Source organism: Chryseobacterium sp. PTM-20240506 (genome assembly GCF_048296755.1).
GTDB lineage: Bacteria > Bacteroidota > Bacteroidia > Flavobacteriales > Weeksellaceae > Chryseobacterium > Chryseobacterium proteolyticum.
On sequence record NZ_CP182581.1, the window covers coordinates 4,650,136 to 4,675,178 of the forward strand.

Genomic DNA, 25,043 nt, shown 5'->3' on the forward strand with positions numbered 1-25,043 from the left:
TGAGTTATTTTAAGTTTTATTACAATGGTTTTGATAAATATTAGAGGATAAATCTATAAAATTGGATTATTGTAGAAAATATGTTTATTATATTTGTGTGAAATAACTTTTTTCCAAAAAAAAATCTATGGTCTTTGATGAAACAGATAAGAAACTGCTGTTGTTTTTGCAGGAAGATTCGAAACAAACCACTAAAGAGCTGTCTTATAAGCTTGGTTTATCGGTTACAGCGATATATGAACGAGTACGCAAGCTTGAAAATACAGGGGTCATTTCAAAATATGTAGCGATATTGGATAAGCATAAGATCCAGAAGGATTTTATGGTTTTATGCCACGTTAAACTTACCCAGCATAAAAAGGAATATGTTCTCCAGTTTGAGAAGGAAGTGATGAATCTGCATGAGGTTACAGAATGTTTTCATGTAAGCGGCGATTATGACTATATTCTTAAAATCTGCGTACAGGACATAGCTGATTACAGAAATTTCATGTTAACAAAACTGACAACTTTACAACACATCGCAAGCACTCACAGTTCTTTTATGATCTCTGAGGTGAAGAATACTACGTCTATTATTCTTTAAAAAGATTTGCTAAACAAGTACACCGTTCTTTGATGCGATTGGTTCCGGAAGATCTTCTTCTCCCATGATCTGAAGGACATCAATTTCTATTGTTCTGCAGATGGATAACATAGGAATATCGAACATGAGTCCTCCAAAAGGGTTTTCGGAATAATCTCCTACAAGTTCCATTACGATGTAAATCCATCCCACTATTACGCAGAATGGGATGCTTGTCCATATTCCCCAGTCGCCCAACTTTGCGAACTCATTCACAAGGCCAAGAGGGAGCAGCATAATAAAGATAACATTGAAAACGAATGCTGTACTCGCAAATTGTCGGGGCGAAGGGAATTTTTTAATTCTTTCAGCCTGTCCCTGAAAATCATAAAACTGATTGAGACAGCTTTGTAACTGCATCTGATTGAAATCTGAAATGGTATGGTCGTTTTTCAGTTCGTTGATTTCTTTTGCCTGTTTTGAAATTAGAAAGGTTGCAAAGTTTTTGTAATCCGCTTGGAGGGCAAATTCCTCAGCAGAAAGATATTTATGTAAAAAAATAGGTGTTCTCCCATAATCAGGAAATCCTGCTTTCATCAATCTGTGACGTCTGATATTGATGGCGCCGAAATGTTTTTTAAGACTGATGTGTTCCCATTCGGTGGGAGCAAGAAGCTGTTCGCGGAAAGTATATAACCATGCTATGTGGCGGTAGGCAATTGTTTTTCTTCTTTCCTCTAGATTGGTATGATCAGCATCTTCGGTTTCAAAAGCATAAAGCATTGCCGCAAAAGAACGGCTTGAGTTGACAATAGCGCCCCAGATTTTTCTGGCTTCCCATAACCTGTCGTATGCCTGGTTATTCTTAAATCCTACGTAAAAAGCTTCTGCCGTACCGATTAATGCCAGCGGTACCCAAGGAATGATCATCCATTGCCAGTTGAAGAAATAATAAATTGCTGCTACAAGGGTACACCATGCGGTAAGCCATATTAAATGAGAACCTGCAAGATTAAATATTTGTTTATAGTTGAAATATTTTGTTGTGATCATAGAAGGAGATGTGTTTTTATAAAGATTTTGTTTAGCAAAATAAATACCATAAAAAAAGGTTATGGACTTTATTCTGCACCGATCATAAGCTTCTTTTGTAGTTTTTTAATTTTAATCATCTGTATTCAAGTATATAATGGAAACAAATACTTTTTTAAAATTAGTAAAAAAAGAGCATAAAAAAACCTCTAAATAATTAGAGGTTGTGTTTTATAGATAAAATTTAATATTGTAACATTTCTTCTATTTTCTTCGTGAGCTTTTCGGCATTAGGAAGCATTTCTTTTTCCAGGATCAGATTGATAGGCACTGCCGGGGTATTCAGAGAGCCCATTGTTTCTACCGGTGCATCAAGATATTTAAAACAATTTTTGGAAATTCTGTGCGCAAAAGCTTCAGCAAATGAATTATTAATTTGTTCTTCTGTAAGAACAATACATTTTCCATGGGCTTTTACCCTTTCGAAAACAAGTTCTTCATCAAGAGGGATTAATGTCCTCAGATCAATCACTTCAATTCTACCGTTGAAATTTTTCGCCGCTTCTTTCGCCCAGTAAACTCCCATACCATAGGTTACCACCAATAGCGTTCTTCCTTTGGATGTTTCATCCTTATCGGCTTCAATAATAACCTTTCCTTTACCAAACGGAAGTACATAATCTTCTGCTGGTTCAATTGTTTTAGCATCTTCGGTTCCCGGCACTTTACTCCAGTATAAACCTTTGTGCTCAAGCATGATTACCGGATTCGGATCATAATAAGCTGCTTTTAATAAACCTTTGAAATCCGCTGCATTACTCGGGTACGCAATTTTAATCCCTTTAATATTGGCTAAAATACTTTCAACACTACCGCTGTGGTAAGGTCCGCCACCGCCGTAAGCCCCAATCGGAACACGGATGATATTACTAACCGGAAATTTTCCGTTGCTTAAATAATTTGATTTTGAAATCTCAGTGATCAGCTGGTTGATACCCGGATAAATATAATCTGCAAACTGAACTTCTACAATCGGCTTAAGGCCTACAGCACTCATTCCTGCAGTAGATCCAATAATATAAGCTTCCTGGATTGCCGTATTGAATACTCTTTTGCTTCCGAACTTTTTACCTAATGTAACCGTCTCACGGAAAACACCACCGATTCTCTCTCCTACGTCCTGACCGTAAAGCAATGCTTCAGGGTGTTTCCACATCAGTTCCTGAATTGCATGAATGGCAGCGTCTACCATTACGATTTTTTCTCCACCTGCCGGTTCACGGGTTCCTACTTCTTCGGTAATTGGAGTAGGAGCAAAGATATGCTGCATTACGGTTTCCGGTTTCGGGTCTTCTGCTTTTTGAGCTCTGTCAAAAGCTTCTTCAACTTCAAGCCTTGCCTTCTTCGTGATCTGTTTCAGTAATTCTTCATCGACTCCTGTTTCCAGTAATTGTTTTCTCAGGATCTCTCCCGGATCTTTAGCTCTGTGCTTTTCAAGATCTTCATCATCCCTATAGAACTCTCTTCGCACACCTGATGTATGGTGTCCGATAAGTACCGTTTTTGCACAAACCACTAATGGTTTTCTTTCGGTCCTTACAAAGTCTACAGCTTTTTTCATCACTTCGAAACTTTCCGCAAAGTCAGTTCCGTCTACTCTCATTCTGCTGAGACCTGTAAATCCTGCAACGAAATCATAAGCATCGCAAGTCCGTGCTTCTTCCTTGGTTACAGAAATTCCCCATTCATTATCCTGAACAAGGAAGATGATCGGAAGCTGATGTAAGGCCGCAAACTGTAATGCTTCGCTTACTTCACCTTCAGTGACCGAATTATCACCCAGGCTGCACACAACAACCGGGTTGTTTTCAAAATTCTGTAAATTAAAATCCTGAATATATTTTATTCCCTGTGCTACACCTGTAGTCGGGATGGTTTGCATTCCTGTTGCTGAGCTCTGGTGAATGATCTTTGGCATTTTTTCATCCCTGCTGGACGGATGGGAGTAGTAAGATCTTCCTCCTGAAAAAGGGTCTTCTGCTTTTGCCAATAGCTGCAACATCAATTGATATGGCTCAAATCCTATCCCCAAAAGAATACTTTCATCTCTGTAATAGGGAGAAACCCAGTCTTCTTTTTTTAACTGATATGCGGTAGCCAGCTGGATTGCTTCATGACCTCTTGAAGTACTATGAACATATTTACAAACATTTCTGTTTTCTTCGTAGATGTCTGCCATGGCTTTGGCAAGCATCATATGGGTATAAGCTTTAAGTAAAATATCCTGAGAAACTTTCTCGTGAAGTGTATTTTCCATAGGAAGCAAATATACATAAAAAAACAAAATACGAACAACTGTTAGTATTTTGTGATCATCTATTTTTCTTTTTAATTTTTCTGCCCTGGGTATTACCTATATTAAGTAAGGCGCTATCTTATTTTATGGATTATTTATATCGGCAGAATTGACGTTTATGGATAAAAACTCATTCAGATCAAAAAAAATTGGAGTAACTTTACATTCTCTTTTTTAATTAAAAAGCTAGAAAATACATGTATTTAGTTTTTGACACAGAAACAACAGGGTTACCAAAGAATTTCAATGCTCCACTTTCAGATTCCGATAACTGGCCAAGAATGGTGCAGATTGCATGGCAGTTACATGATGATGACGGAACGCTGATTGAAAATCAGGATTATATTATAAAGCCTGAGGGATACGATATTCCCTTTAATGCAGCCCGTATTCACGGAATTACGACGAAGATTGCCAATGAAGAAGGTAGAGACCTTGAAGAGATTCTTAAAGAGTTTTCTACAGTCTTAGAAAAAGTAAGGGTTGTTTCCGGACACAATGTAGAGTTTGATTACAATATTGTAGGAGCTGAGCTTTTCAGAAAAAATATAAAGGACATTCTTCAGGAAAAACCTAAAGCAGACACGATGATTCTGGGAACGAATTTTTGTGAGCTTGGGGGTGGAAGAGGTGGTAGATTTAAGCCGCCGAAACTTGAAGAACTCTATGAAAAATTATACGGGAATAAGTTTGATGAAGCCCACAATGCAGCTGCCGACGTAAATGCTACTGCTCAGGTTTTCTTTGAAATGATGAGAATAGGAGTAATTCCTTCTGATGTGTTGAAGATTTCAGAAGATCAGCTTGCTTATTTTAAAACCTTACATCCGGATCCTATTAAGCCGTTTGATATCGTAATCAGAAGGCAGGTTGCGGATTTCCATAACAAGAAAAAACAATCTGATTTTGGAAGTATTGAAGAAATTGATCTTGGCAAGTATTTCCATTTTGATAATCACAGTGTATTTTCAACATTATCGGCTACATCAAGTATTTCTGACCTGATCAATAAGGCCACGGAGGATAATTTTCCTGCTGTAGGAATGGTCGACCTGGGAAATATGATGGGGGCATTTAAATTTGTTTCCGCCGTAGAAGCTACCAATTCAGACAGATCGAAAAAACATAAGGAATATCTTGCAAAGAAGCAGGAGGCTGAAGAGCAGGGATTGGATTTTAATGAAGAAGAGCCTGTCTCTAACCCGTTGATACCGGTTGTGGGATGTGAATTTTATATCTCCGATCGTTATGAACAGAAACAATTTACAAAAGATGATCCGGACAGACGGACACAGGTGGTTCTGCTGGCTAAGGATTTTAACGGATATAAGAACCTGGCAAAACTTTCAAGTATTGGTTTCCTTAAAGGATTTTACTTTGGGGTTCCAAGGATAAGCAGAGAATTGATTGCAGAGTATAAGGAAGGTCTGATTGCTCTGACTTCAGGGATTCTGGGAGACATTCCAAGCGCGATCCTGAACACGGGTGAGCAGAAAGGGGAAGAATTGTTTAAGTGGTGGAAAGATACCTTTGAAGATGATTTCTACGTTCAGCTTCAGAATCACAAGCTTCCAGAGGAAGAGCATTTGAATGAAGTATTGTTGTATCTGGCAGATAAATATAATGTTAAAATATTAGCTCAGAATGAAACTTTTTATACCAATAAAGATGATGCCAATATTCAGGATATCGTAAGCTGTATCAAAGATGGTGAAAAGCTTTCAACACCTGTAGGAAAAGGATTTGGTAAGAGAAGAGGTCTTGCGACGGGTGAATATTATATCAAAAATTCCGATGAGGTAAAAGAAGCGTTTTTGGCTTATCCTGATGCTTTTGAGGCTTATGAAGAATTTTTCGCCAAATTCAGTCCGTATACATTAAAGAGGGATGTATTGCTTCCTAAATTTGATATTCCGGAAGAATTTATCCATGCAGAAGATGAAGTAGATGGAGGAAAAAGAGGGGAGATGGCTTATCTTACCCACCTTACTTATGAAGGGGCAAAAAGAAGGTATGTGGATACAGGTATTACGGATGAAATTAAAGAACGTCTTGATTTCGAACTTGAAGTAATTGCCAATACCGGTTATCCGGGGTACTTCCTTATTGTACAGGATTTTTGTAATGAAGCCCGTAAAATGGGAGTTTGGGTAGGACCCGGAAGGGGTTCGGCTGCCGGATCGGCAGTTGCTTATTGTATTGGAATTACTAACGTAGACCCTATCAAATATGATCTCCTATTTGAGCGATTCCTGAATCCTGAAAGGGTATCCATGCCCGATATTGACATTGACTTTGATGATGAAGGAAGAGATAGGGTGATCAAATGGGTAATCGAAAAATACGGACAAAGCCAGGTGGCTCAGATTATCACCTATTCGGTGCTGGGTGGAAAATCTGCGATTAAGGATGCCGGAAGGGTATTGGATGTTCCGATCCCTGATACGAATAATATAGCCAAGCTTATTCCTTCCACACCAGGAATGAATATTGCCAAAGCTCTGGCGAAATATGATAAATTGAAACCGGAAGAGCAGATGCTTGTTGATGAAATGAGATATGTTCTTCAAAGTCCTGATGATGCCCGTCACAATGTACTTGCGAGTGCGAAAAAAATGGAGGGTTGTATCAGGAATACCGGTATTCACGCCTGCGGGGTGATTATCACTCCGGAAGATGTAAGTAACCTGGTTCCTATAACAATTGCGGCCAAAGATGCTGATATTTTGGTGTCTCAGTTCGATAACTCGGTAGCGGAAAGTGCAGGTCTTTTGAAGATGGACTTCCTTGGGCTGAGAACTCTAACCATTATTAAGGATGCATTGAAGCTTGTAAAGGCTCGTTATAATGTAGATATTGATCCGGATCTTATTCCGCTTGATGATGCTAAGACCTATCAATTATTTAAGGAAGGAAGAACGGTAGGGATTTTCCAATATGAAAGTCCCGGAATGCAAAAATATATGAGGGAGCTTAAGCCAACGGTTTTTGCCGACCTTATTGCCATGAATGCCTTATATCGTCCGGGACCAATCAAATACATTCCAAACTTCATTAACAGGAAGCACGGAATAGAAGAGATTGTGTATGACTTACCGGAAACAGAAGAATATTTAAAGGAAACATACGGGATCACCGTTTACCAGGAGCAGGTAATGCTTTTGTCCCAGAAGCTGGCTAATTTTACAAAAGGTGAAGCGGATACTTTGAGAAAAGCGATGGGTAAGAAACAGATCGACGTTCTTAATAAAATGTATCCTAAGTTCATTGAAGGGGGTAGAAAAAATAACCTGAACGAAGAAAGGCTGGAGAAAATCTGGAATGACTGGAAAGCCTTTGCGGAATATGCCTTCAACAAATCTCACTCAACATGCTATGCATTTATTGCTTATCAGACTGCTTATCTGAAAGCCAATTATCCGGCAGAGTATATGGCGAGTGTTATGAGTAATAACATTAACAATACAGACTCCATTACCATGTTCATGGAGGATTGTAAAAGTATGGGAGTTGATGTATTAGGTCCTGACGTTAATGAATCTCAATATAAATTCTCAGTAAACGAAAAAGGACAGATCCGCTTCGGGTTGGGAGCGATCAAAGGAATCGGGGAGGGCCCTAGTGAGGCCATAACGCGTGAAAGAGAAAACGGAAGATTCAAGAATATTTATGATTTCTTTGAAAGGATTTTACCTTCACAGATGAACAAGAGAGTGGCTGAAAGTTTGGTTTTGGCCGGTGCATTTGACGAATTGGACACGTTTCACAGGGGACAGTATTTTGACATTGATGCCGCGGGCAAAACAAACCTGGAGCGTTTGATAAGATATGGACAGAGCTTTCAGGAAGGAAAGAATGAAATGGAAAATTCCCTTTTCGCGGATTTTGCGGAAGAGGTTCAGATTGAACAGCCTAAATTAGCACCTTGTCCGGAATGGCCAAATATGCATAAGCTGAACAAAGAAAAAGAAATCATTGGCTTCTATCTTTCCGCGCATCCCTTGGATGAATTTAAATATCAGTTCCAGTTTATACAGGGAAGCCTTTCAAAGAAATCTGTTCTGGAAAAAGATGAACATAATAAAGCGGTTGTAGATGAAGCCCCTATTCTTGAAGCAGATTCTCAGGAAGAAACCGTTGATTTAACGGAGATTGTTTCTGATGAGATTTTGGGAGGAGAAGAAATTATTGAAGAGGTGGTTAAAAAGGCAGAACCAAAAGGTAACTTTTTATTCCTGAACCTTGATGAGGTGGATGCATACAAGGAACAAGCCTTCGCTAATAAGCAGGAAGAGCTATTTGAGGAAAAGAAAAAAGACTGGAAAACCTTACAGAAGGAAAGAGAAAATGGAGGTGGCGGAAAAGAATATACTGTGGCCGGTCTGATTACTGAATACAGGGTTCAGGATGGTTTCAGGAGTGGTGAAAAAGTAGCTTTCGTTACCCTTGAGGATTATTCAGGATCATATTCATTCAGATTAGGGGATAGAGATTATATGAAGCTAAAGGAAAAGCTGGAAGTCCAGCGTTTCGTTATTTTTAAAATAAAATTCGCCCAGGTGAAGGACGGACGTGTTTTTGTTAATGTAAATGACGTGATCGAACTTCAGGAAGCATTTGAAAGATTTGCGAAAAGCATCTCTCTGGTCATGGATGTTATGGATTTCAGACCTGAGGATCTGGAATTTTTCAGAAATGTGCTGGATAGGAACCGCGGAGATCAGAAGTTTAAATTTTATATTAAGGATATTGAAGATGATTCACAGATTGAAGTACAGTCCATGAAACATTCCGTTGATCTGAATGGGGACCTCATTAAAGAGATTCAGTTGCTCAATAAATATGAATTTTATTTAAATTAAAAGATAATTGGATTAAAAAAAAGCGGTTTTTGACCGCTTTTTTTGTGGTATTTAATTTAATATTTAAAAATAGTTTAAAAAAAGTTAATATTTTTTTCTGTGGTATCTCAAGTGGATTTTAATAATGAGTGGCTTCAAAATTAATTTTGTAATTGATTGATTATTAGAAATTTAATTTAATTCAATATTTGTTGAGTTTTTAAATAAAATTAAATGATTGTTTGGTTTTGTTTAATAAAATTGGTTAAAAGGTGTCTTATTTAATAACGATTTTAAGTTTTTATTGAATTTAATTGAAATATTATTTACATTTACCGTCCAATTTAAATTTTCTACCATATATGAAAAAACTTCTACTCACGTGTATGATGGCTCTTGGTATAGGGGCATCTGCACAGATTTTAGTTACTGAGGGGTTCGAAGGCTCAAGTTTGCCTTCAGGATGGGCCAGTACAACGACCGGATCAGGGACGAGTTCCACACCTGGAGGGTATGGGACAAGTGCGGGTACGGCCTGTGTCGGGAGCAAAGCGGTCTATAAGAATATTTATGGATCTACCTACACAGGTTGGAATTTGACCTATTCTTCCACAACTTCTAATGCAACTGCGCTTACGTATTCTTTCAAATACCTTGCGAAAGGGTATAGTACTTCAGGTGCCGTTAGCGGAAGTGTAGCTGCTGATTACTCTGTAGATGGAGGGACGACATGGGTTGATATCCTAGCGCCTGTGGTTCTTGATAGTCCTAACGGAACCCCGATTCCATGTACGACCGTTTCAGGAACAATTCCTGCGGGAACTATCCCAACAGGGGCAAGCTTTAAGTTCAGACTGAAAAGCACAAGTACATCTACCGGAGACTTCTATATGGGGTTTGATGATGTCCAGCTAGCTCAGACCTTAACGAATGCGCCTTCATGTACTCAGATTTCAGCTCCTGCCGATGCAGCAACAGGAATCTCGGTAACACCAACTATTACCTGGGCTTCTGCTGCCTTTGCAACAGGGTATACATTAAATATCGGAACAACAGCAGGGGGAACTGATGTTGTAAATGGTCTTGATGTAGGTGCAGTAACCAGCTATACCATTCCAAATACTTCAGCGCTGAATTATTCAACGTTGTATTATGTAACAGTAATTCCGAAGAATAATATTGGATCGGCATCCGGATGTACAAGTACTTCTTTCACAACACGCGCAGTAGTTTGCCCGACTGTATCTGCACCATCTGCAGGGGCTATTGGACAGCCATTAACTCCTACCATTACATGGGGTGCGGTAAATTCTGCTACAGGATATAAACTTACTGTAGGAACTACACCAGGTGGAACAGATATCCTGAATAATCTGGATTTAGGAAATGTGACTACATATACATTTACTACTCCATTAACATTAAGCAGTACTTATTATTACACTGTAAATTCCTACAGCCCAACCAGTACGTCGTCATCTTGTACAGAAAGAAGTTTCTCTACGATTTGTGGACCAACCAACATTCCTTACTCTCAGAATTTCGAAAGTGTATCGACTCCTGCATTGCCGGCTTGTACTTCTATTGAAAATGCAGGGAATGGTAATAACTGGACAACCTATTCTTCTGCGGGAGGAGGGTTCAATACTAAGGTTCTTAACTACACTTATAATAGTTCAAATGCTGCTAACGCATGGTTTTATACACAAGGTATTAACCTTACAGGGGGAGTATCTTACAGAATAAAATACATCTATGGAAATGCAAGTGGTACTACATATCCTGAAAAACTGAAAGTAGCTTATGGTACTGCTGAATCCAGTGCTTCAATGACCAACGTATTAGCAGATTACCCTAATGTAACCAATGGTACTACACCAATTTCTGCAACCGTAGATTTTGTTCCTGCAGCTTCCGGAGTGTATTATTTTGGATTTAATGCATACTCAGATGCTGATATGAACAGATTGTACGTAGATAATATCGTTATTGATGCTACACCGACTTGTGCTGAGCCTTCTGCATTAGTAGTATCGAATGTAGCGGCTACTACAGCAACGATTTCATGGACTGCTCCTGCTACTGTACCTGCCGGTGGTTATGAGTATTATTATTCTACTTCTAACACGGCTCCAACTGCTACTACTCAAGCATCGGGAACGAGTACTACGGTTACAGCTGATTTAAATAATCTTACTGCAGCTACCGTATATTATGTTTGGGTGCGTTCAGTATGTAGTTCTTCAGATAAAAGTGCATGGTCTCAATTGGCAACATTTACAACTGCTTGTATTACATCACAAACATTGACTGAAAACTTTGATTCAACAGCGGAAGGAAGTCTTCCTCCATGCTGGACAAGTATAGGTTCTACCGTTAGTTATGCGAAAGTAATGGCTTATACGAGTGCAAATACTGGTGCTATAATCAGTGGGGCTAATGCATTGTACCTTTATACAAGTGGCTCAAGTACAGGAATGTTAGCGACTCCTGAAATTGCGAATCTACAGTCTAATAACTACATCCTTAAATTTAAGGCAAGAGCAAATTATACTGCCGGAGGAGTTGTTCAGATCGGTTATTTAACAGATCCTGCTAATACTTCAACTTTTGTAGTATTGGGAACGTATACTTCTACAAGTGTAACGGTTGCTGATGATTACCAACTTAGTATTACGGGAGTGCCGGCTGGTGTTAACAAGCTTGTATTTAAACATACAGGAACTCCTGCCAATAGTGTTCTTATAGATGATATCAGCTATATGCTGGATCCGAGTCTGGGAACTTCAGAAGTAGCTAATGCTAAGAATACGATTAAAGTTTATCCTAATCCATTTGCAGATGTGCTGAACATTTCTGATGTTTCTAAAGTGAAATCTGTTTCTGTTTCTGATGTGGCAGGAAGATTAGTAAAAACAATTGCGAACCCTACTTCGGTTCTTCAGTTAGGAGAATTGAATTCAGGAATGTATCTGATTACACTTGAATTGAAAGATGGTTCTAAACAAACGATTAAAACGATCAAAAAATAGAATTCGATTTGATTTATAAATAATGATGGCAGCTAAGATATTAGCTGTCATTTTTTTATTTTATTCATTATATTATTAGTAAATTAGTATATTAAACACTAAAACTGTTATTTTATGGCAAAATTTTTACTCTCATGTTTCTTGATTGTAAGCATGGCACTAAACGCCCAGATTGATTTGGGCGCTGGAAGCACTGACGTTGGTACAGCTCCGATCAGTAGCTATTACGGATATTCCTATGTTCAGCAGATTTACCCTAAGCAGGAAATCAATGCAAATGCAGCAGGAAACATTACGGGACTTAAGTTCTACCTGGATCCTTCGATGTCTTTGGCAAATTCATCCGACTGGGTGGTATATCTCGGGCATACCTCAAAATCAGGATTTACTTCAGATACAGACTGGATACCGGTTTCTCAGCTGACTCAGGTATATGCAGGAACAATTACCAATGCTAACGGAGTGGTGGAAGTTACTTTTACAACACCATTTCCTTATAACAATACGGATAATCTAGTCGTAGCTGCAGAAGAAAATTCGCCGGGATATGATAATAATGATGAGGCAATGTATGTTTATTCCGGTGCCGCAAATTCTACTTTGTTTTATAAAAATGACAGCAACAATCCTGATCCGGCTTCACCTTCGGCAGGAGATTTGGCAGATTATAAATCGGTAATTACATTTCTGGGATTAACGGCAAATCCAATTGCTGCCTGTCCTGTCATAACATATCCTTCAAATAATTCAACCTTCATCCCATTATCACCTACCATCAACTGGAATAATACATCGGGAGCGACAAGTTATAAGGTTTCTATAGGAACAACTCCGGGAGGAACTGATGTGGTGAATCAACAATCTGTAGCGACCAATAGCTTTACTCCAGCTCCACCTTTAAGTGCTAATACCAATTATTATCTACGGGTAGTTTCAGTATCAGCGGCCGGTGAATCTTCAGGATGTACAGAAATTACATTTAAGACTTCTCCGCCAGCTCCATCGAATGACGATTGTGCGGGAGCGATTACTTTAACAGTAAATCCGGATCTTAATTGTGGTGCTGTAACCGCAGGATATACTTTGGGAGCAACAGATTCAGGCTTAATTCCTGATCCATGTTATGGCGATCCTGATGATGATGTATGGTTTAAATTTGTTGCTACTGCTACAACGCATAAAATATCACTCCTGAATGTGGTTTCTGTAGGAACTACCAATGATGATGATACCTATTTCCAGGTGTTTAGCGGTGCCTGTGGTACATTGTCGAGCATTCTATGTTCCGATGATACATCATCAGTTTTAACCGGACTTACTGTTGGAGATACCTATTATGTGAGGGTTTACAGTTATTTCGATACAGGATCCAATCAAAGTTTTGATATCTGCGTAGGTACAATGCCACCGCCACCAGCCAATGATGATTGTTCCGGAGCGTTGACGGCGTCAGCCTTCCCTTATACTTATGTACAATCTGACGGAGGTGGTGCAACAAATAATGGCGGATTTGTAACTGTATGTTCCGATAGTATGAATGATGGTACCTGGTTTACATTTACCGGTGATGGTGCAACATTTGATATTACTGTTACAATGCCTGCAGGTAGTGATTTTGATCCTCAGATCGGTGTTTACAGTGGAACATGTGGAAGCCTTGCATGTGTTGATACAGTAGATAATAATGGCTCCGGAGGAACAGAAACTCTATCAATACCTACTCAGCCTGGTACTACATATTATGTAAATGTGGGTAATTATAGTGGATTCACGGATAACATGGAAGGAACTTTCACGATTAATATAGCAAAAAATAATCTTGGAACCTCTGAAGTAGCAGGAAATAAGAAAGTAATCAGTGTTTATCCGAATCCTTTCTCGGATATTTTGAATATTTCTGACATTGCTAATGTAAAATCCGTTACGGTTACTGATATTTCCGGAAGATGGATAAAAACAATTGATAATCTTGGTCCGGTTATTCATCTGGCTGATATTCAATCAGGTCTATATCTGGTCACATTAACAATGAAAGACGGATCTAAACAAACGATCAAAGCAATTAAAAAATAGAATCCGATTTTATCCATAAATATTGATGACAGCTAAATTTTAGCTGTCATTTTTCTTCGATGCTTGCTGTATTATTGGTAAATTAGTGGTCTAATACCAAACATTATATTTATGAAAAAAATTTTACTTTCATGCTTATTGTTTTTAGGCATGGTGTTGAATGCTCAAATCAATTTGGGCTCAGGGAGTACTGATGTAGGACCAGCTCCGATCAGTACATACTATGGATATTCCTATGTGCAGCAGATTTTCTCAAAACAGGAAATTAATGCTGACGCGGCAGGGAATATAACAGGGCTTACATTTTATAGTAATCCGTCGATGTCAATGGTTAATTCTTCAGATTGGGTGGTCTATTTAGGGCTTACCACAAAATCCAGTTTCGACACCGAATCCGATTGGATCCCTGTTTCCGGACTGACTCAGGTGTATGCCGGAACAGTTACTAATGTAAATGGAGTTATCAACATCACTTTTGCGACACCTTTTCATTATAATAATACAGATAACCTTGTGGTTGCTGTTGATGAAAATTCAGCCGATTATGATGATAATGGGGACGAGATTATGCATGTGTATCCTTCAGCTCCTAATTCTACTCTTTATTTCAGAAATGATGGGACCGATCCGAATCCTGTTTATCCTCCTGTAGGGCATCAGGCTTCCTTTAAATCGGCCATTACAATCAACGGATTAACACCAAAACCTGTTCCCGTTTGTCCGTCAGTAACTTATCCGACAAATAACGCCGTGTTTATTCCATTGTTACCTACCATTCTCTGGAACCCGGTTGCAGGAGCTACAGGATATAAAGTTTCCATAGGTACAACTCCTGGTGGAACACAAATCATCAATCAACAATCTGTAAGTGCTGCTAGTTTTGCTGTTCCTACCTTATTAAGTGTAAATACTACTTATTATTTACGGGTGGTTTCTGTATCAGCGGCCGGTGAATCTTCAGGATGCGCTGAAGTGAAATTTAAAACAGCCCCTCCGGTTCCTCTGAATGATAACTGTATAGGAGCAGTAACCTTAACGGTGAATCCTGATCTCAATTGTGGAACAATAACATCAGGTTATACACTAGGAGCTACGGCTTCAGGAATTGCTGCTGCTCCTTGCTATGGTAATCCTGATGATGACGTGTGGTTTAAATTTGTAGCGACAGGAACAAGCCAGAAAATCTCTCTTCTGAATATAACTTCTATCGGTACAGAAGAAGATGATGATATTTATTTCCAGGTATTTAGCGGATCTTGTGGTACTTTATCCAGCATTCTTTGTTCGGATCCTACGTCAGCTGTTGTTTCCGGGCTAACTATAGGACAAACTTATTACATCAGAGTTTACAGCTACTATGGAACAGGAAGCAATCAAAGCTTTGACATCTGTGTCGGAAGTATTCCACCGGCACCGGCTAATGACGAATGTTCAGGAGCTCTGCTGGCATCTTCTTTCCCTTATACTTATGTGCAGACTGACGGAGGTGGTGCAACAAATAACGAAGGATTTATCACCGCTTGTGAAAGTGGAATGAATGATGGAACATGGTTCACATTTGTTGGTGACGGAGAAACAGTTAATATTACCGTGAGTATGCCTTCAGGAAGTGATTTCGATCCTCAGATTGGTGTTTTCAGTGGAACATGCGGCAGTTTAGTATGTGTGGATACTGTAGATAATATGGCAGATGGAGAGACTGAAACATTGTCTGTTCCAACTATATCCGGAACTGTTTATTATGTGAATGTAGGATATTATAGCGAGTATACAGATGAGCTCGAAGGAGCGTTTACGATCAATATCAATAAAGAGAGTTCAGATAGACATGCTTCAGGTATTTCAACTCCTGCTTTAATTAAAAAAGCCAGTGGAATTTATCCGAATCCGTTTACTGATGTTCTGAACATTGCAGATATTGATAACGTTAAATCTATTTCTGTATCAGATGTTTCAGGAAGATTGGTTAAAATGATCGTAAGCCCAGATACGGTAATTCATTTGGAGGATCTGAAATCAGGATTGTATCTGGTTACTCTTGAAATGAAGGACGGCTCTAAAAAGACGACCAAAGTAATTAAGAAATAAGAATTTATATTCAACAAAAAAGGTGGCATCAGCCACCTTTTTTATTTATTAGGAACAGGTTGTATATCACCTGTACTCATATGTTCAAAAACAGTAGGGAAGAACATAGCTAGTATAAAATAAATAATGATCATTAATGCAACTAAAGCAAAAAGAATAATAACTAAACTATTGGGCTTGTTTTTCTTTTTTGGTTCCATGATTTTGTGGTATTGGGTTAATAGATTAATTTGATAAATGATATCAAGCTAATTTCTTGCCACACTGTTTGCAATACCTCGCATCATCATCAATATCTTCATTTCCGCAACGTTCGCAGATCTTTTCCAGGTTTTGTCTTTTATTCCTCATCTCTGCCGTTACAATACCGGTGGGTACAGCAATAATAGAGTAGCCGGCAAGCATCAGTATAACTGCAAAAAATTTTCCCATAGGTGTAATGGGTGAAACATCTCCGTAACCTACTGTAGTTACTGTAACCACAGCCCAGTAAATAGATTGGGGAATGGTTTCAAAACCGGTTCTTCCTCCTTCCACCATAAACATCAAAGAACCTACAATCACCGAAAAAATGATAAGGAACAACAGGAAAATATAGATCTTTCTTGAACTGTTTTTCAATGCCCGTACAATGAGATATCCGTCATTCATAAAATCCAGTAAATTGAAAATTCTAAACACCCTTAACATTCTCAACATTCTGAATATCAGGAAATATTTGGTTACCGGAAAGAAAAAACTGAGGTAGAAAGGAACCAGGGCAAGAAAATCTATAATTCCAAAGAAGCTGAAGATATAATTTTTCTTATTTTTTACGACCATAATACGCAGCAGGTATTCTGCGGAAAAAAATAAAGAAATGATCCATTCAAAAACAATAAATGTAAGATGGAATCTTTGGTCCAGCTTCGGAACACTTTCCATCATAATGATAAGTGTGCTGACAAGGATTAATGCCAACAATATAATATCGAAAAGCTTTCCCAATCTGGTATCGGAACGGTAAATAACACGATAAAGAAATCTTTTCCATAATGTATCCTCCGGGACAAGATTGTGTTCTTTTTCCATACTTTGAGTTTTTTCTAATTTAAGAAATTATCCCTATTTTCGTAGCAAACATACATAATAAATGACAATAAGAGAAGTAATTTCGGAAATAGAAAAACGTATTCCCTTACAACAGGCAGAAGACTTTGATAATGTAGGGTTGTTGTGCGGGGTTCCGGAACGGGAGGTGAGTGGTATTTTAGTATGTCACGATGCTTTAGAGAATGTTGTAGAAGAAGCTATTCAAAAGAAATTAAATCTGATCGTATGTTTTCATCCGATTATTTTTTCAGGGTTAAAATCTCTTACCGGGAAAAACTATGTTGAAAGGGCTGTTTTAAAAGCCATCGAGAATAAGGTTGCGATCTATGCAATTCATACTGCGTTTGATAATGATTTTTTTGGGGTTAATGCAGGAATATGCAACCAGTTGGGATTAAAAGAAATGAAAATCCTTCAGCCGAAGAAAGATAATCTGAAACAACTTACCGTATTTGTTCCCAAAGACCATGCTGAAAAAGTAAAAGAATCTCTTTTCTCTGCCGGGGCAGGAAATATTGGTTTCTATGATGAGTGCAGTTTCAGTATTAATGGCAATGGAACTTTCAGACCAATTGAGGGCTCGAATCCATTTTCAGGAAAGCAGAATATCAGGGAAAATGCAGATGAAAATATGATTTCTGTAATTTTTGAAGGCTATAAACAAAATCAGATTATTTCTGCTATGAAATCTTCACATCCATATGAGGAAGTAGCCTACCAGATCTATAGTCTGGACAATGAAAACCAGTATTCAGGATTGGGAATGTATGGAGAGTTTGAAGAAGCAATGAATGAGGAGGACTTTTTACGTTTTGTTAAGGAGAAATTTAATCTTGAAATGATCAGACATTCAGGGCTTACTAATAAAAAGATTAAAAGAGTGGGTGTTTTAGGAGGCTCAGGAGCGAGTGGAATAAAATCCGCATTATCTAAAAAATGTGATGCCTACCTGACCGGAGACGTTAAATACCACGATTTTTTTTTAGCAGAATCTAAAATGCTGATTTGTGATATAGGACATTATGAATCAGAACAATGGGTTGTAAAACAATTATTTGAAATTTTGTCACAAAAATTTAGTACATTTGCAATCTCAAAATCCAACGAAAAAACAAACCCAGTAAATTATTTCCTTTAGATATGGCAAAAACCAACGATATTTCAGTTGAAGAGAAATTAAGAGCTTTATACGATTTACAAATCATAGATTCAAGATTGGATGAAATCCGAAATACAAGAGGAGAATTGCCAATTGAGGTTGAAGATCTTGAAATCGAGATAGAAGGGCTTGAAAAAAGAGCTGAAAAATTTCATGCAGAAATTAAGGATCAGGAAGATCAGATCAAAACAAAGCATGAAGTAATTAACCATGCGAAAACTCTAATTGAGAAATACAAATCTCAACAAGATAACGTAAGAAACAATAAAGAGTTTGAAGCTTTAGGTAAGGAGATTGAATTCCAAGATCTTGAAATCCAACTTGCGGAAAAAAGAATTAAAGAATTTGGGATCAAGATCACTCATAAAAATGAGACTCTGGAAGAACTGAATTCAAAAATTAACGATCTTAAAAACCACCTTAAATTCAAAAAAGAAGAATTGGAAGGTTTAGTTTCTGAAACTCAGAAAGAGGAAGATTATTTAATTGAGCAGTCTAAAGAATTTGCAGGTAAGATTGATGAAAGATTACTAGCTTCTTACAACAGAATCAGAACGAACTCTATCAACGGATTAGCTGTGGTAGGTTTAGAAAGAGGTGCTCCGAAAGGATCTTTCTTTACAATTCCTCCACAAAAACAGATGGAAATCGCTCAGAGAAAGAAAATCATTATCGATGAACATTCAGGAAAAATCCTTGTTGATGATGAATTGGTAATGGAAGAAAACGAAAAAATGAAATCTGTGATTAAATTTTAATCATCGTTTACTTTGATATAAAAGCTGTTTCAGAAATGAAACAGTTTTTTTTATTCTATTTAATCGAAGAATGCGCTTGCTATAGATAAACATATTATTCTGTAACAACAGCATCCCGGTCACCATCTTCTTTTTTCCCCTCGATGATCATTTCTTCAGCCTCAGCTTTTTCTTCGGCGTCAGCAACTTCTATTCTTTCTTCCTGACCCGTATTATGATGATCGATAAAGAATTCGCAATATACCGGTAGGTGGTCCGAGCCAAAATTGTCTAGGGTCTTAAGTTCTTTAATAAAGATGTCTTCACTATGAAACATTAAATCGATAGGGAATCTCAGTAATTGGTATCTGGCGTGGAAGGTTGGAACAAAGGCACGTCCGATTCTCGGATCAATAAGGTGGCTTGTTTTTCTGAACAGTATAGAAGACCTTGACCAGGCAACATTATTAAAATCACCAACGACAAGTACAGGTTCAGTGATATCTTTCACGCGTTTTGCAATGCTCAGGAGATCGCCGTCCCGCTCCTTTGATGTCGCTTCTTCCGTTGGGCTGGGAGGCGGTGGATGAACCCCGAAAAAAACAAAAGAGAAGCCGTCTTCTGTCTCTAAATGGATTTCAATGCTTGGAATATCTTCAGCTACAAAATAATGTGTAGTGGAATTTTTGATCTGAATTTTAGAATAAAAATGCATCCCATAAGTATTTTCCAAGGTTACCTTATGATGATAGGGGTAGTCTTTTTCTAAAGCTCTTAATGCATTTTCCCAAACTCCATTGCTTTCCATGGTAAGGAACATTTCCGGCTTGTTTCGGTTGATAAGACCGATAAACTTGTCATATTCCGTATTGAACTGATAGACATTGGCAGAAATGAAATGTAATTTTTGAGAGGACCGCTTGCCCCTCTGATGTTTCCTTACTCTGTAGAGAGGAGTATACTTTACAAGAATTACCCCATGATGTACAAATAAGATAAAAAGAGTGCCCTGGAAATACCAGAAATATTCGGCTGATCTAAAGAAAAATCCTAAGAGGAAGGTAAGCACAATAAAGTACGTGATTTGAATTTTTCCAAACTCAGGAACCCGAAATATCCAATGCTGGTTTTGAATTTTAGGTAATAATGTCAATAGAACCAGCAGGCCGGTTAAGATCAAATAAGCACTCCACATGTTATAAAAATAGATGGCTAAAAATAATCCTTTTTTACAAGAATTCAAATGAAATCATCTTTTTTAGTGTGAAATAAATGAAGTTTGAGTCAGATTTTTCTTACTTTTATTCTGTTATATTTTGAATCAATACTATGAATAAAATTTTCGCAGTTGTATGCTTTTTAAGTACATTCTGCTTTGGACAGCAACTCCAGAACCCGGACATTGAGAAACCTATCAGGGATTTGTTCGCAGGTATGAAGAATGCAGATTCGGAACTGGTAAAGTCGGCATTTACTGAAACGGCCATTCTACAGACTATTACAAAAGAAGGAGTAGTGAAAACAGATGATATACCTGGTTTTATATCTGCTGTTTCCAAAGCCGCTAAAGGCGATCTGGATGAAAGGATTACCATAGCATCTGTACTTGTAGACGGCAATATGGCGAGCGTTTTCACTCCCTATCAGTTTTATTACCAGGGAAAGTTTTCACATTGCGGAGCGAACAGCTTTCAGCTCGTTAAGCAGAATAACAGCTGGAAAATTCAGTACATCATTGATACAAGAAGAAAGGAAAATTGCGAGAATAAGAAATAATATACAATGAAAATTCACCATATCGCCATTATAGGCTCCAATTATCAAGTTTCTAAAAAGTTTTACACAGAGATTTTAGGTTTGAATGTGATCCGTGAAGTATACCGTGAAGAAAGGCAATCTTATAAGCTGGACCTTGCTATCGGAGATCATTATGTGATAGAACTTTTTTCATTCCCTGATCCTCCCGCAAGGCCTTCCCGTCCCGAAGCGTGCGGATTAAGGCATCTTGCATTTTCCGTTGAAAATGTTGGCGCAAAGCGGCAGGAACTTATGGAAAAGGGACTGGAATGTGAGGAGATAAGGATCGACGAATTTACCGGTAAAGAGTTTTTCTTTACACAAGATCCGGATAGGCTTCCTTTGGAGTTTTATGAAATGTAAATAGGCTTAATGTGCGTATCCCGTAAAAAAGCTGATTGCCATAATGGCTAAAACAATTGAGGATATGATCACATAGATGTAATCTTTTTCTTTCAGGTATCCTATTAATGCAAAAACAATTCGCATTAAAGGAGTGAAAATAAGAACCAAGATTCCCAGTTGAATGATGGCCATTCCTTCACCTTTGCAGAGAGATTCCCAAAACTGGCCCCATACTTTTTCCGACGAAGAACCGGTCTCCAGTAAGGAATAGTTTTTGGGCATTTTAAAACCTTCCAGAAACAGTTTTACAAAGCCAATAATGGATATAGCTACGGACAAAATCACTCCAAGTCTCAGGAGATTTCCTACGGAGCGGTTCAAATCAACGTCTGTGAAATTTTTTCTCATCGGAAACTTTGATTTATACCGTTATACATCATATAGATTGAAAGGATTGTAATTACAATAGCAAAAAATACCTTCAGTTTTTTAGTTTTTGAAACCATCAATGTTTTAGACCCAATGAAGCTTCCTACCACAACCCCTACCAAAACAGGAGCTACAATTACCGGGATAATTTCTCCTCTTTGAAAATAGATCAAGGAACTTGCGACAGCCGTAACACCGATCATAAAATTACTCGTGGTTGTAGAAACTTTAAAAGGCAACTTCATCATATTATCCATTGCCAATACTTTCAATGCACCTGAACCGATTCCTAAAAGACCAGACATTGCTCCGGCAAACATCATCATAAAGAATCCAGGAATGGTGTTTCGCGCAGAATATTTTTTAATGACTCCTTTATCCGGAAAGGTTCCGTACAATTTAAGTTTATCTTCTAAACTTCCCTTGATCAGGGGTTCCTGGTGGTCGGGTTTTCCTTTAAGATTTAAAATTACGGTAAGGAGAAGAATACTGGCAAAAATAATCCCGATGGTATTTGGGTTCAGAATTCCGGAAACAAGAGCTCCGGCAATAGCACCTGCTGTAGTTGCTATTTCCAGAAACATTCCGATTCTCATATTGGTAAATCCTTCTTTAACAAAAGCTACGGCGGCACCGGAAGATGTACCCACCACAGATATTAAGGAAGCTCCGATTGCGTAATGCATAGGGACGCCAAAACCAAGCGTCAATAAAGGGATAATGATAACTCCTCCTCCTAAACCTGTAAGTGAGCCCAATAGGCCTGCTGAGATTGCTCCAAGGAAGAGAATAATGATTTCTGACATGAATACAAATATAAAACTATTGCAGTTTTCTGCCAAACTTTCAAAAAGATAAATTTGACGTATTTTTGTATGACTAAAAAAATGAAAATGAAATTATTCTACGTGATCCTAGGTGCCACTCCTCCAGGCAGGAATATCGAACAGCACGATGTGTTTTTTGGAATTGCAGAAAGTTTAAAGGATCTGGTTCCGGATATGAAAGACTTCTGGAAAGAGGCTGATGGTAAAATCCACCTGGACTGCCATCAGGAGGTAAGATTTGCAGATGGATATGAAGTGAAAATTGTTGAGAAAACAGATCAGGTTTCTGAAAACCAACTATTCTTTATTAATTTAGGAGGCTATAAGAGGGGATATTTTGAAGAATTCCATGAGCAACATCTGATGGTTGGAACATCCATGGGCGAAATCATAAAGAGAGTGAAGGAAACGGAATTTTACAAAACAATGGGATTCGAAGGAGCTGTAAGCCATGTTGACGATAAGCACGGTGTGGATATCGATGATATTTTTAACGTTAATGATATCCTTCCTCAAAAAATGAAAGAGAAATACACCATTGTTTTAGAAAAATCTGATGCGGAAAATCAGGAAAACCCAATAGGTCTAGGATATCTTAAAATAGATAAAGTATAAACTTCCCATAATCACTTACGCCGGCTTTTAAGCCGGCGTAACACGTTAAGTACGGCAAGGATCGGAGATACGAAAATTTAGGTAATCGGCTATAAAATTTTTATCTTTGCAAAGTCTTGGATCAATGATCTGGTGTTGTATTGTAATGTTGAAAAACGTTTGATATTTGCCTATGATCCGGATGGTCTCAATTGAAAATATATCTAATAAAAATATAGAATGAAAATAGGAATTTTAGGAGGTGGTCAGCTGGGAAGAATGCTGATACAGAGCGCATTGAAATATGATGATGAATTTTATACGCTGGATCCTGCCTCTGATGCTCCCTGCAGTACTATTTCAAATTTTACACAGGGAAATTTCAATGACTATAAAACAGTCCTGAACTTTGGAAAAAATAAAGATGTTGTAACAATAGAGATCGAGCATGTAAATGCCGATGCCCTATCAGAACTTGAAAACCAGGGGATCAAAGTTGTTCCGAATTCTGCAATCATTAAAACCATTCAGCAGAAGATTCTTCAGAAGGAATTCTATAAGGCTCATGATATCCCGAGCCCTGAATTTCAGGCTGTCTGGAATAGTGATGAAAAAATTACAATGACACTTCCTTTTGTACAAAAGATGAATACAGGCGGATATGATGGAAAAGGTGTTCAGGTAATTAAAAATGAAGAAGATCTTCAAAATTTATGGAAGGAGCCTTCTGTGATCGAAAAGCTTGTTGATATCGATAAAGAATTGTCTGTGATTGTTGCAAGAAATGAAAAAGGGGAAACGAAGACTTTTCCGGTTACAGAAATGGTGGCTGATCCTAAGTTAAATTTATTAGATTTTAATATTTGTCCGGTTTTTTTACACGAAGACACCCAAAAGCAAATTGATGTAATTACGGAAAAGTTTCTGAACGCAATAAACTCTCCCGGGCTTTTTGCCATAGAACTGTTTTTGGATAAGGCTGGAAAAGTATGGGTAAATGAGACTGCGCCGAGACTTCATAACTCAGGGCACCAAAGCCAGGAAGGAAACGCGAATTCACAATTTGAGCAAATGTACCGTGTCGTTAAGAACCTTCCATTAGCGGATACGGAAAGTTTAGGTTATAGTGGAATGCTTAACCTTGTAGGAGCAGAAGGATATTCAGGAAAAGTAATTTATGAAGGAATGGAAGAAGTCCTGAAATTGCCTAAAACTTATGTTCACTTATATGGAAAAACCGAAACTAAACCGGGAAGGAAAATGGGGCACATTAATGTGCTGGCTGACTCCAAAGAAGAACTGATGGAAAAGCTCATCAAAGTAAAGGCTATGGTAAGAGTAATAGCTTAAAATATTGAGAGAAAGACTGCTGAAAAGCAGTCTTTCTTATTTTTTTATCTCATTTTATCATTGAGTTCATTATGAAGATTTTCTATTTTATCCTTGAGCTCATTACCCAGTTTTGAAGGATAGTCCTTTATTTTCTTCAGATCAAAGGCTAAGATGACAGAAGCTACTCCTACGAAAATAAATGATAAACCGGTAAGGACTACAAGGGACATTCCTGAAAATATAGGATTAGCCAAAAGCATAAACGACAGGATAATTCCGAGGATACTGAATATGGCAAGATTACCCCATCTTAGTACATGGGCGTCTTTCAAATCAAATGAGATACCCAGTAATTGGAAAGAACGGAACATCACTGTAAATCCTACAATAAAGGGTAGAATGGTCATTGAAATCTGAGGATAAGAAACCAGATAGACTCCCATAATAAAGGAAAGTAGTCCCGTTACCAGATATAAGCCCCATCCATTTAATACTTTCGCGTTATTGATCGAGAAAAAGATATCGAAGATCCCCGAGACGATAAAAGAGACACTAAAAAGAAGAGATAATGTCAGATAGGTTTCAAGGGGAGATGAAAATACATATACTCCACATCCAATAAAAAGGATTCCTAGTATAAGCGGGATATACCAGTGCTTTACAGAGTTTCTGAATGATTTTAATAGATTTGGCATAATTAAAAGTATTTTGTTGCCTACTTTGAAATACGGTGTTCGGCGAGTC

The 25,043-nt window shown here is 38.0% G+C and carries 19 protein-coding genes; 11 read left to right on the forward strand and 8 right to left on the reverse strand.

Annotation, left to right across the window (positions count from 1 at the left end; all coding sequences use genetic code 11):
• The first annotated feature begins 127 nt into the window (after nucleotides 1-127).
• Nucleotides 128-586 (forward strand): Lrp/AsnC family transcriptional regulator, encoded by a 459-nt coding sequence (locus tag ACNFU2_RS20900; protein ID WP_273647343.1) that lies wholly within the window; start codon nucleotides 128-130, stop codon nucleotides 584-586.
• Between the two features lie 9 nt (nucleotides 587-595).
• Here the strand turns inward: ACNFU2_RS20900 and ACNFU2_RS20905 are convergent, their stop codons facing one another.
• A complete protein-coding gene (locus ACNFU2_RS20905; protein ID WP_172277172.1) occupies nucleotides 596-1,618 on the reverse strand; it encodes a bestrophin family protein in 1,023 nt (340 codons plus the stop codon).
• Nucleotides 1,619-1,841: 223 nt separating this feature from the next.
• On the reverse strand, nucleotides 1,842-3,914 hold the full coding sequence (locus ACNFU2_RS20910; RefSeq protein WP_273647344.1) for an alpha-ketoacid dehydrogenase subunit alpha/beta: 2,073 nt from the start codon (nucleotides 3,912-3,914) through the stop codon (nucleotides 1,842-1,844).
• Between the two features lie 236 nt (nucleotides 3,915-4,150).
• On the opposite strand from ACNFU2_RS20910, the gene dnaE reads away from it, so the two are divergent.
• The 4 genes from dnaE to ACNFU2_RS20930 all read left to right on the forward strand — a co-directional run bounded on the left by dnaE (nucleotide 4,151) and on the right by ACNFU2_RS20930 (nucleotide 15,987).
• Nucleotides 4,151-8,815, forward strand: a complete 4,665-nt coding sequence (dnaE, locus tag ACNFU2_RS20915) for a DNA polymerase III subunit alpha (protein WP_273647345.1) — start codon at nucleotides 4,151-4,153, stop codon at nucleotides 8,813-8,815.
• 341 nt (nucleotides 8,816-9,156) lie between these two features.
• The gene (locus ACNFU2_RS20920; protein ID WP_273647346.1) at nucleotides 9,157-11,826 is read left to right on the forward strand and encodes a T9SS type A sorting domain-containing protein; all 2,670 of its coding nucleotides are present in this window, start codon (nucleotides 9,157-9,159) and stop codon (nucleotides 11,824-11,826) included.
• A 114-nt stretch (nucleotides 11,827-11,940) separates the two neighbouring features.
• Nucleotides 11,941-13,899 (forward strand): T9SS type A sorting domain-containing protein, encoded by a 1,959-nt coding sequence (locus ACNFU2_RS20925; protein ID WP_418123021.1) that lies wholly within the window; start codon nucleotides 11,941-11,943, stop codon nucleotides 13,897-13,899.
• A gap of 111 nt (nucleotides 13,900-14,010) precedes the next feature.
• Nucleotides 14,011-15,987 carry a T9SS type A sorting domain-containing protein gene (locus ACNFU2_RS20930; protein WP_418123023.1) on the forward strand — a complete coding sequence of 659 codons (1,977 nt, stop codon included), beginning with the start codon at nucleotides 14,011-14,013 and terminating at the stop codon, nucleotides 15,985-15,987.
• Nucleotides 15,988-16,028: 41 nt separating this feature from the next.
• Here ACNFU2_RS20930 and ACNFU2_RS20935 read toward each other — a convergent pair whose 3' ends face one another.
• Nucleotides 16,029-16,187: a hypothetical protein gene (locus tag ACNFU2_RS20935; protein WP_172277190.1), complete on the reverse strand. Its 159-nt coding sequence runs from the start codon at nucleotides 16,185-16,187 to the stop codon at nucleotides 16,029-16,031.
• 43 nt (nucleotides 16,188-16,230) lie between these two features.
• On the reverse strand, nucleotides 16,231-17,058 hold the full coding sequence (locus ACNFU2_RS20940) for an ion transporter (protein WP_172277193.1): 828 nt from the start codon (nucleotides 17,056-17,058) through the stop codon (nucleotides 16,231-16,233).
• A 61-nt stretch (nucleotides 17,059-17,119) separates the two neighbouring features.
• On the opposite strand from ACNFU2_RS20940, the gene ACNFU2_RS20945 reads away from it, so the two are divergent.
• Nucleotides 17,120-18,217, forward strand: coding sequence for a Nif3-like dinuclear metal center hexameric protein (locus ACNFU2_RS20945; RefSeq protein ID WP_273647349.1), 1,098 nt, complete (start codon nucleotides 17,120-17,122; stop codon nucleotides 18,215-18,217).
• Between the two features lie 2 nt (nucleotides 18,218-18,219).
• Nucleotides 18,220-18,996: a zinc ribbon domain-containing protein gene (locus ACNFU2_RS20950; RefSeq protein WP_172277199.1), complete on the forward strand. Its 777-nt coding sequence runs from the start codon at nucleotides 18,220-18,222 to the stop codon at nucleotides 18,994-18,996.
• Nucleotides 18,997-19,090: 94 nt separating this feature from the next.
• Here the strand turns inward: ACNFU2_RS20950 and ACNFU2_RS20955 are convergent, their stop codons facing one another.
• Complete coding sequence (locus ACNFU2_RS20955) at nucleotides 19,091-20,218, reverse strand: endonuclease/exonuclease/phosphatase family protein (RefSeq protein ID WP_273647350.1); 1,128 nt, start codon at nucleotides 20,216-20,218, stop codon at nucleotides 19,091-19,093.
• Nucleotides 20,219-20,304: 86 nt separating this feature from the next.
• On the opposite strand from ACNFU2_RS20955, the gene ACNFU2_RS20960 reads away from it, so the two are divergent.
• Nucleotides 20,305-20,751: a nuclear transport factor 2 family protein gene (locus ACNFU2_RS20960; protein ID WP_273647351.1), complete on the forward strand. Its 447-nt coding sequence runs from the start codon at nucleotides 20,305-20,307 to the stop codon at nucleotides 20,749-20,751.
• 6 nt (nucleotides 20,752-20,757) lie between these two features.
• Nucleotides 20,758-21,135, forward strand: coding sequence for a VOC family protein (locus ACNFU2_RS20965; RefSeq protein ID WP_273647352.1), 378 nt, complete (start codon nucleotides 20,758-20,760; stop codon nucleotides 21,133-21,135).
• Nucleotides 21,136-21,141: 6 nt separating this feature from the next.
• Here ACNFU2_RS20965 and ACNFU2_RS20970 read toward each other — a convergent pair whose 3' ends face one another.
• Both ACNFU2_RS20970 and ACNFU2_RS20975 read right to left on the reverse strand, forming a co-directional pair.
• On the reverse strand, nucleotides 21,142-21,525 hold the full coding sequence (locus tag ACNFU2_RS20970; RefSeq protein WP_172277211.1) for a DUF1634 domain-containing protein: 384 nt from the start codon (nucleotides 21,523-21,525) through the stop codon (nucleotides 21,142-21,144).
• Entirely contained in the window at nucleotides 21,522-22,352 is an 831-nt protein-coding gene (locus ACNFU2_RS20975; RefSeq protein ID WP_172277214.1) for a sulfite exporter TauE/SafE family protein, read from the reverse strand. Before ACNFU2_RS20975 ends, ACNFU2_RS20970 begins: the two co-directional genes overlap by 4 nt.
• Before the next feature lie 87 nt (nucleotides 22,353-22,439).
• Here ACNFU2_RS20975 and ACNFU2_RS20980 point away from each other — a divergent pair, with 87 nt between their 5' ends.
• Together ACNFU2_RS20980 and ACNFU2_RS20985 are read left to right on the forward strand one after the other, a co-directional pair.
• Complete coding sequence (locus ACNFU2_RS20980; RefSeq protein ID WP_172277217.1) at nucleotides 22,440-22,988, forward strand: DUF1543 domain-containing protein; 549 nt, start codon at nucleotides 22,440-22,442, stop codon at nucleotides 22,986-22,988.
• A 219-nt stretch (nucleotides 22,989-23,207) separates the two neighbouring features.
• On the forward strand, nucleotides 23,208-24,317 hold the full coding sequence (locus ACNFU2_RS20985; RefSeq protein WP_273647353.1) for a 5-(carboxyamino)imidazole ribonucleotide synthase: 1,110 nt from the start codon (nucleotides 23,208-23,210) through the stop codon (nucleotides 24,315-24,317).
• Between the two features lie 44 nt (nucleotides 24,318-24,361).
• Here the strand turns inward: ACNFU2_RS20985 and ACNFU2_RS20990 are convergent, their stop codons facing one another.
• On the reverse strand, nucleotides 24,362-24,994 hold the full coding sequence (locus tag ACNFU2_RS20990; protein ID WP_273647354.1) for an HdeD family acid-resistance protein: 633 nt from the start codon (nucleotides 24,992-24,994) through the stop codon (nucleotides 24,362-24,364).
• Nucleotides 24,995-25,043 lie beyond the last annotated feature (49 nt).

Excerpts from the sequence above, each read along its gene's own strand:
- ACNFU2_RS20900 (WP_273647343.1), top strand. The coding sequence starts at position 128 with ATGGTCTTTGATGAAACAGATAAGAAACTGCTGTTGTTTTTGCAGGAA.
- ACNFU2_RS20905 (WP_172277172.1), bottom strand. The coding sequence starts at position 1,618 with ATGATCACAACAAAATATTTCAACTATAAACAAATATTTAATCTTGCA.
- ACNFU2_RS20910 (WP_273647344.1), bottom strand. The coding sequence starts at position 3,914 with ATGGAAAATACACTTCACGAGAAAGTTTCTCAGGATATTTTACTTAAA.
- dnaE (WP_273647345.1), top strand. The coding sequence starts at position 4,151 with ATGTATTTAGTTTTTGACACAGAAACAACAGGGTTACCAAAGAATTTC.
- ACNFU2_RS20920 (WP_273647346.1), top strand. The coding sequence starts at position 9,157 with ATGAAAAAACTTCTACTCACGTGTATGATGGCTCTTGGTATAGGGGCA.
- ACNFU2_RS20925 (WP_418123021.1), top strand. The coding sequence starts at position 11,941 with ATGGCAAAATTTTTACTCTCATGTTTCTTGATTGTAAGCATGGCACTA.
- ACNFU2_RS20930 (WP_418123023.1), top strand. The coding sequence starts at position 14,011 with ATGAAAAAAATTTTACTTTCATGCTTATTGTTTTTAGGCATGGTGTTG.
- ACNFU2_RS20935 (WP_172277190.1), bottom strand. The coding sequence starts at position 16,187 with ATGGAACCAAAAAAGAAAAACAAGCCCAATAGTTTAGTTATTATTCTT.
- ACNFU2_RS20940 (WP_172277193.1), bottom strand. The coding sequence starts at position 17,058 with ATGGAAAAAGAACACAATCTTGTCCCGGAGGATACATTATGGAAAAGA.
- ACNFU2_RS20945 (WP_273647349.1), top strand. The coding sequence starts at position 17,120 with ATGACAATAAGAGAAGTAATTTCGGAAATAGAAAAACGTATTCCCTTA.
- ACNFU2_RS20950 (WP_172277199.1), top strand. The coding sequence starts at position 18,220 with ATGGCAAAAACCAACGATATTTCAGTTGAAGAGAAATTAAGAGCTTTA.
- ACNFU2_RS20960 (WP_273647351.1), top strand. The coding sequence starts at position 20,305 with ATGAATAAAATTTTCGCAGTTGTATGCTTTTTAAGTACATTCTGCTTT.
- ACNFU2_RS20965 (WP_273647352.1), top strand. The coding sequence starts at position 20,758 with ATGAAAATTCACCATATCGCCATTATAGGCTCCAATTATCAAGTTTCT.
- ACNFU2_RS20970 (WP_172277211.1), bottom strand. The coding sequence starts at position 21,525 with ATGAGAAAAAATTTCACAGACGTTGATTTGAACCGCTCCGTAGGAAAT.
- ACNFU2_RS20975 (WP_172277214.1), bottom strand. The coding sequence starts at position 22,352 with ATGTCAGAAATCATTATTCTCTTCCTTGGAGCAATCTCAGCAGGCCTA.
- ACNFU2_RS20980 (WP_172277217.1), top strand. The coding sequence starts at position 22,440 with ATGAAATTATTCTACGTGATCCTAGGTGCCACTCCTCCAGGCAGGAAT.
- ACNFU2_RS20985 (WP_273647353.1), top strand. The coding sequence starts at position 23,208 with ATGAAAATAGGAATTTTAGGAGGTGGTCAGCTGGGAAGAATGCTGATA.
- ACNFU2_RS20990 (WP_273647354.1), bottom strand. The coding sequence starts at position 24,994 with ATGCCAAATCTATTAAAATCATTCAGAAACTCTGTAAAGCACTGGTAT.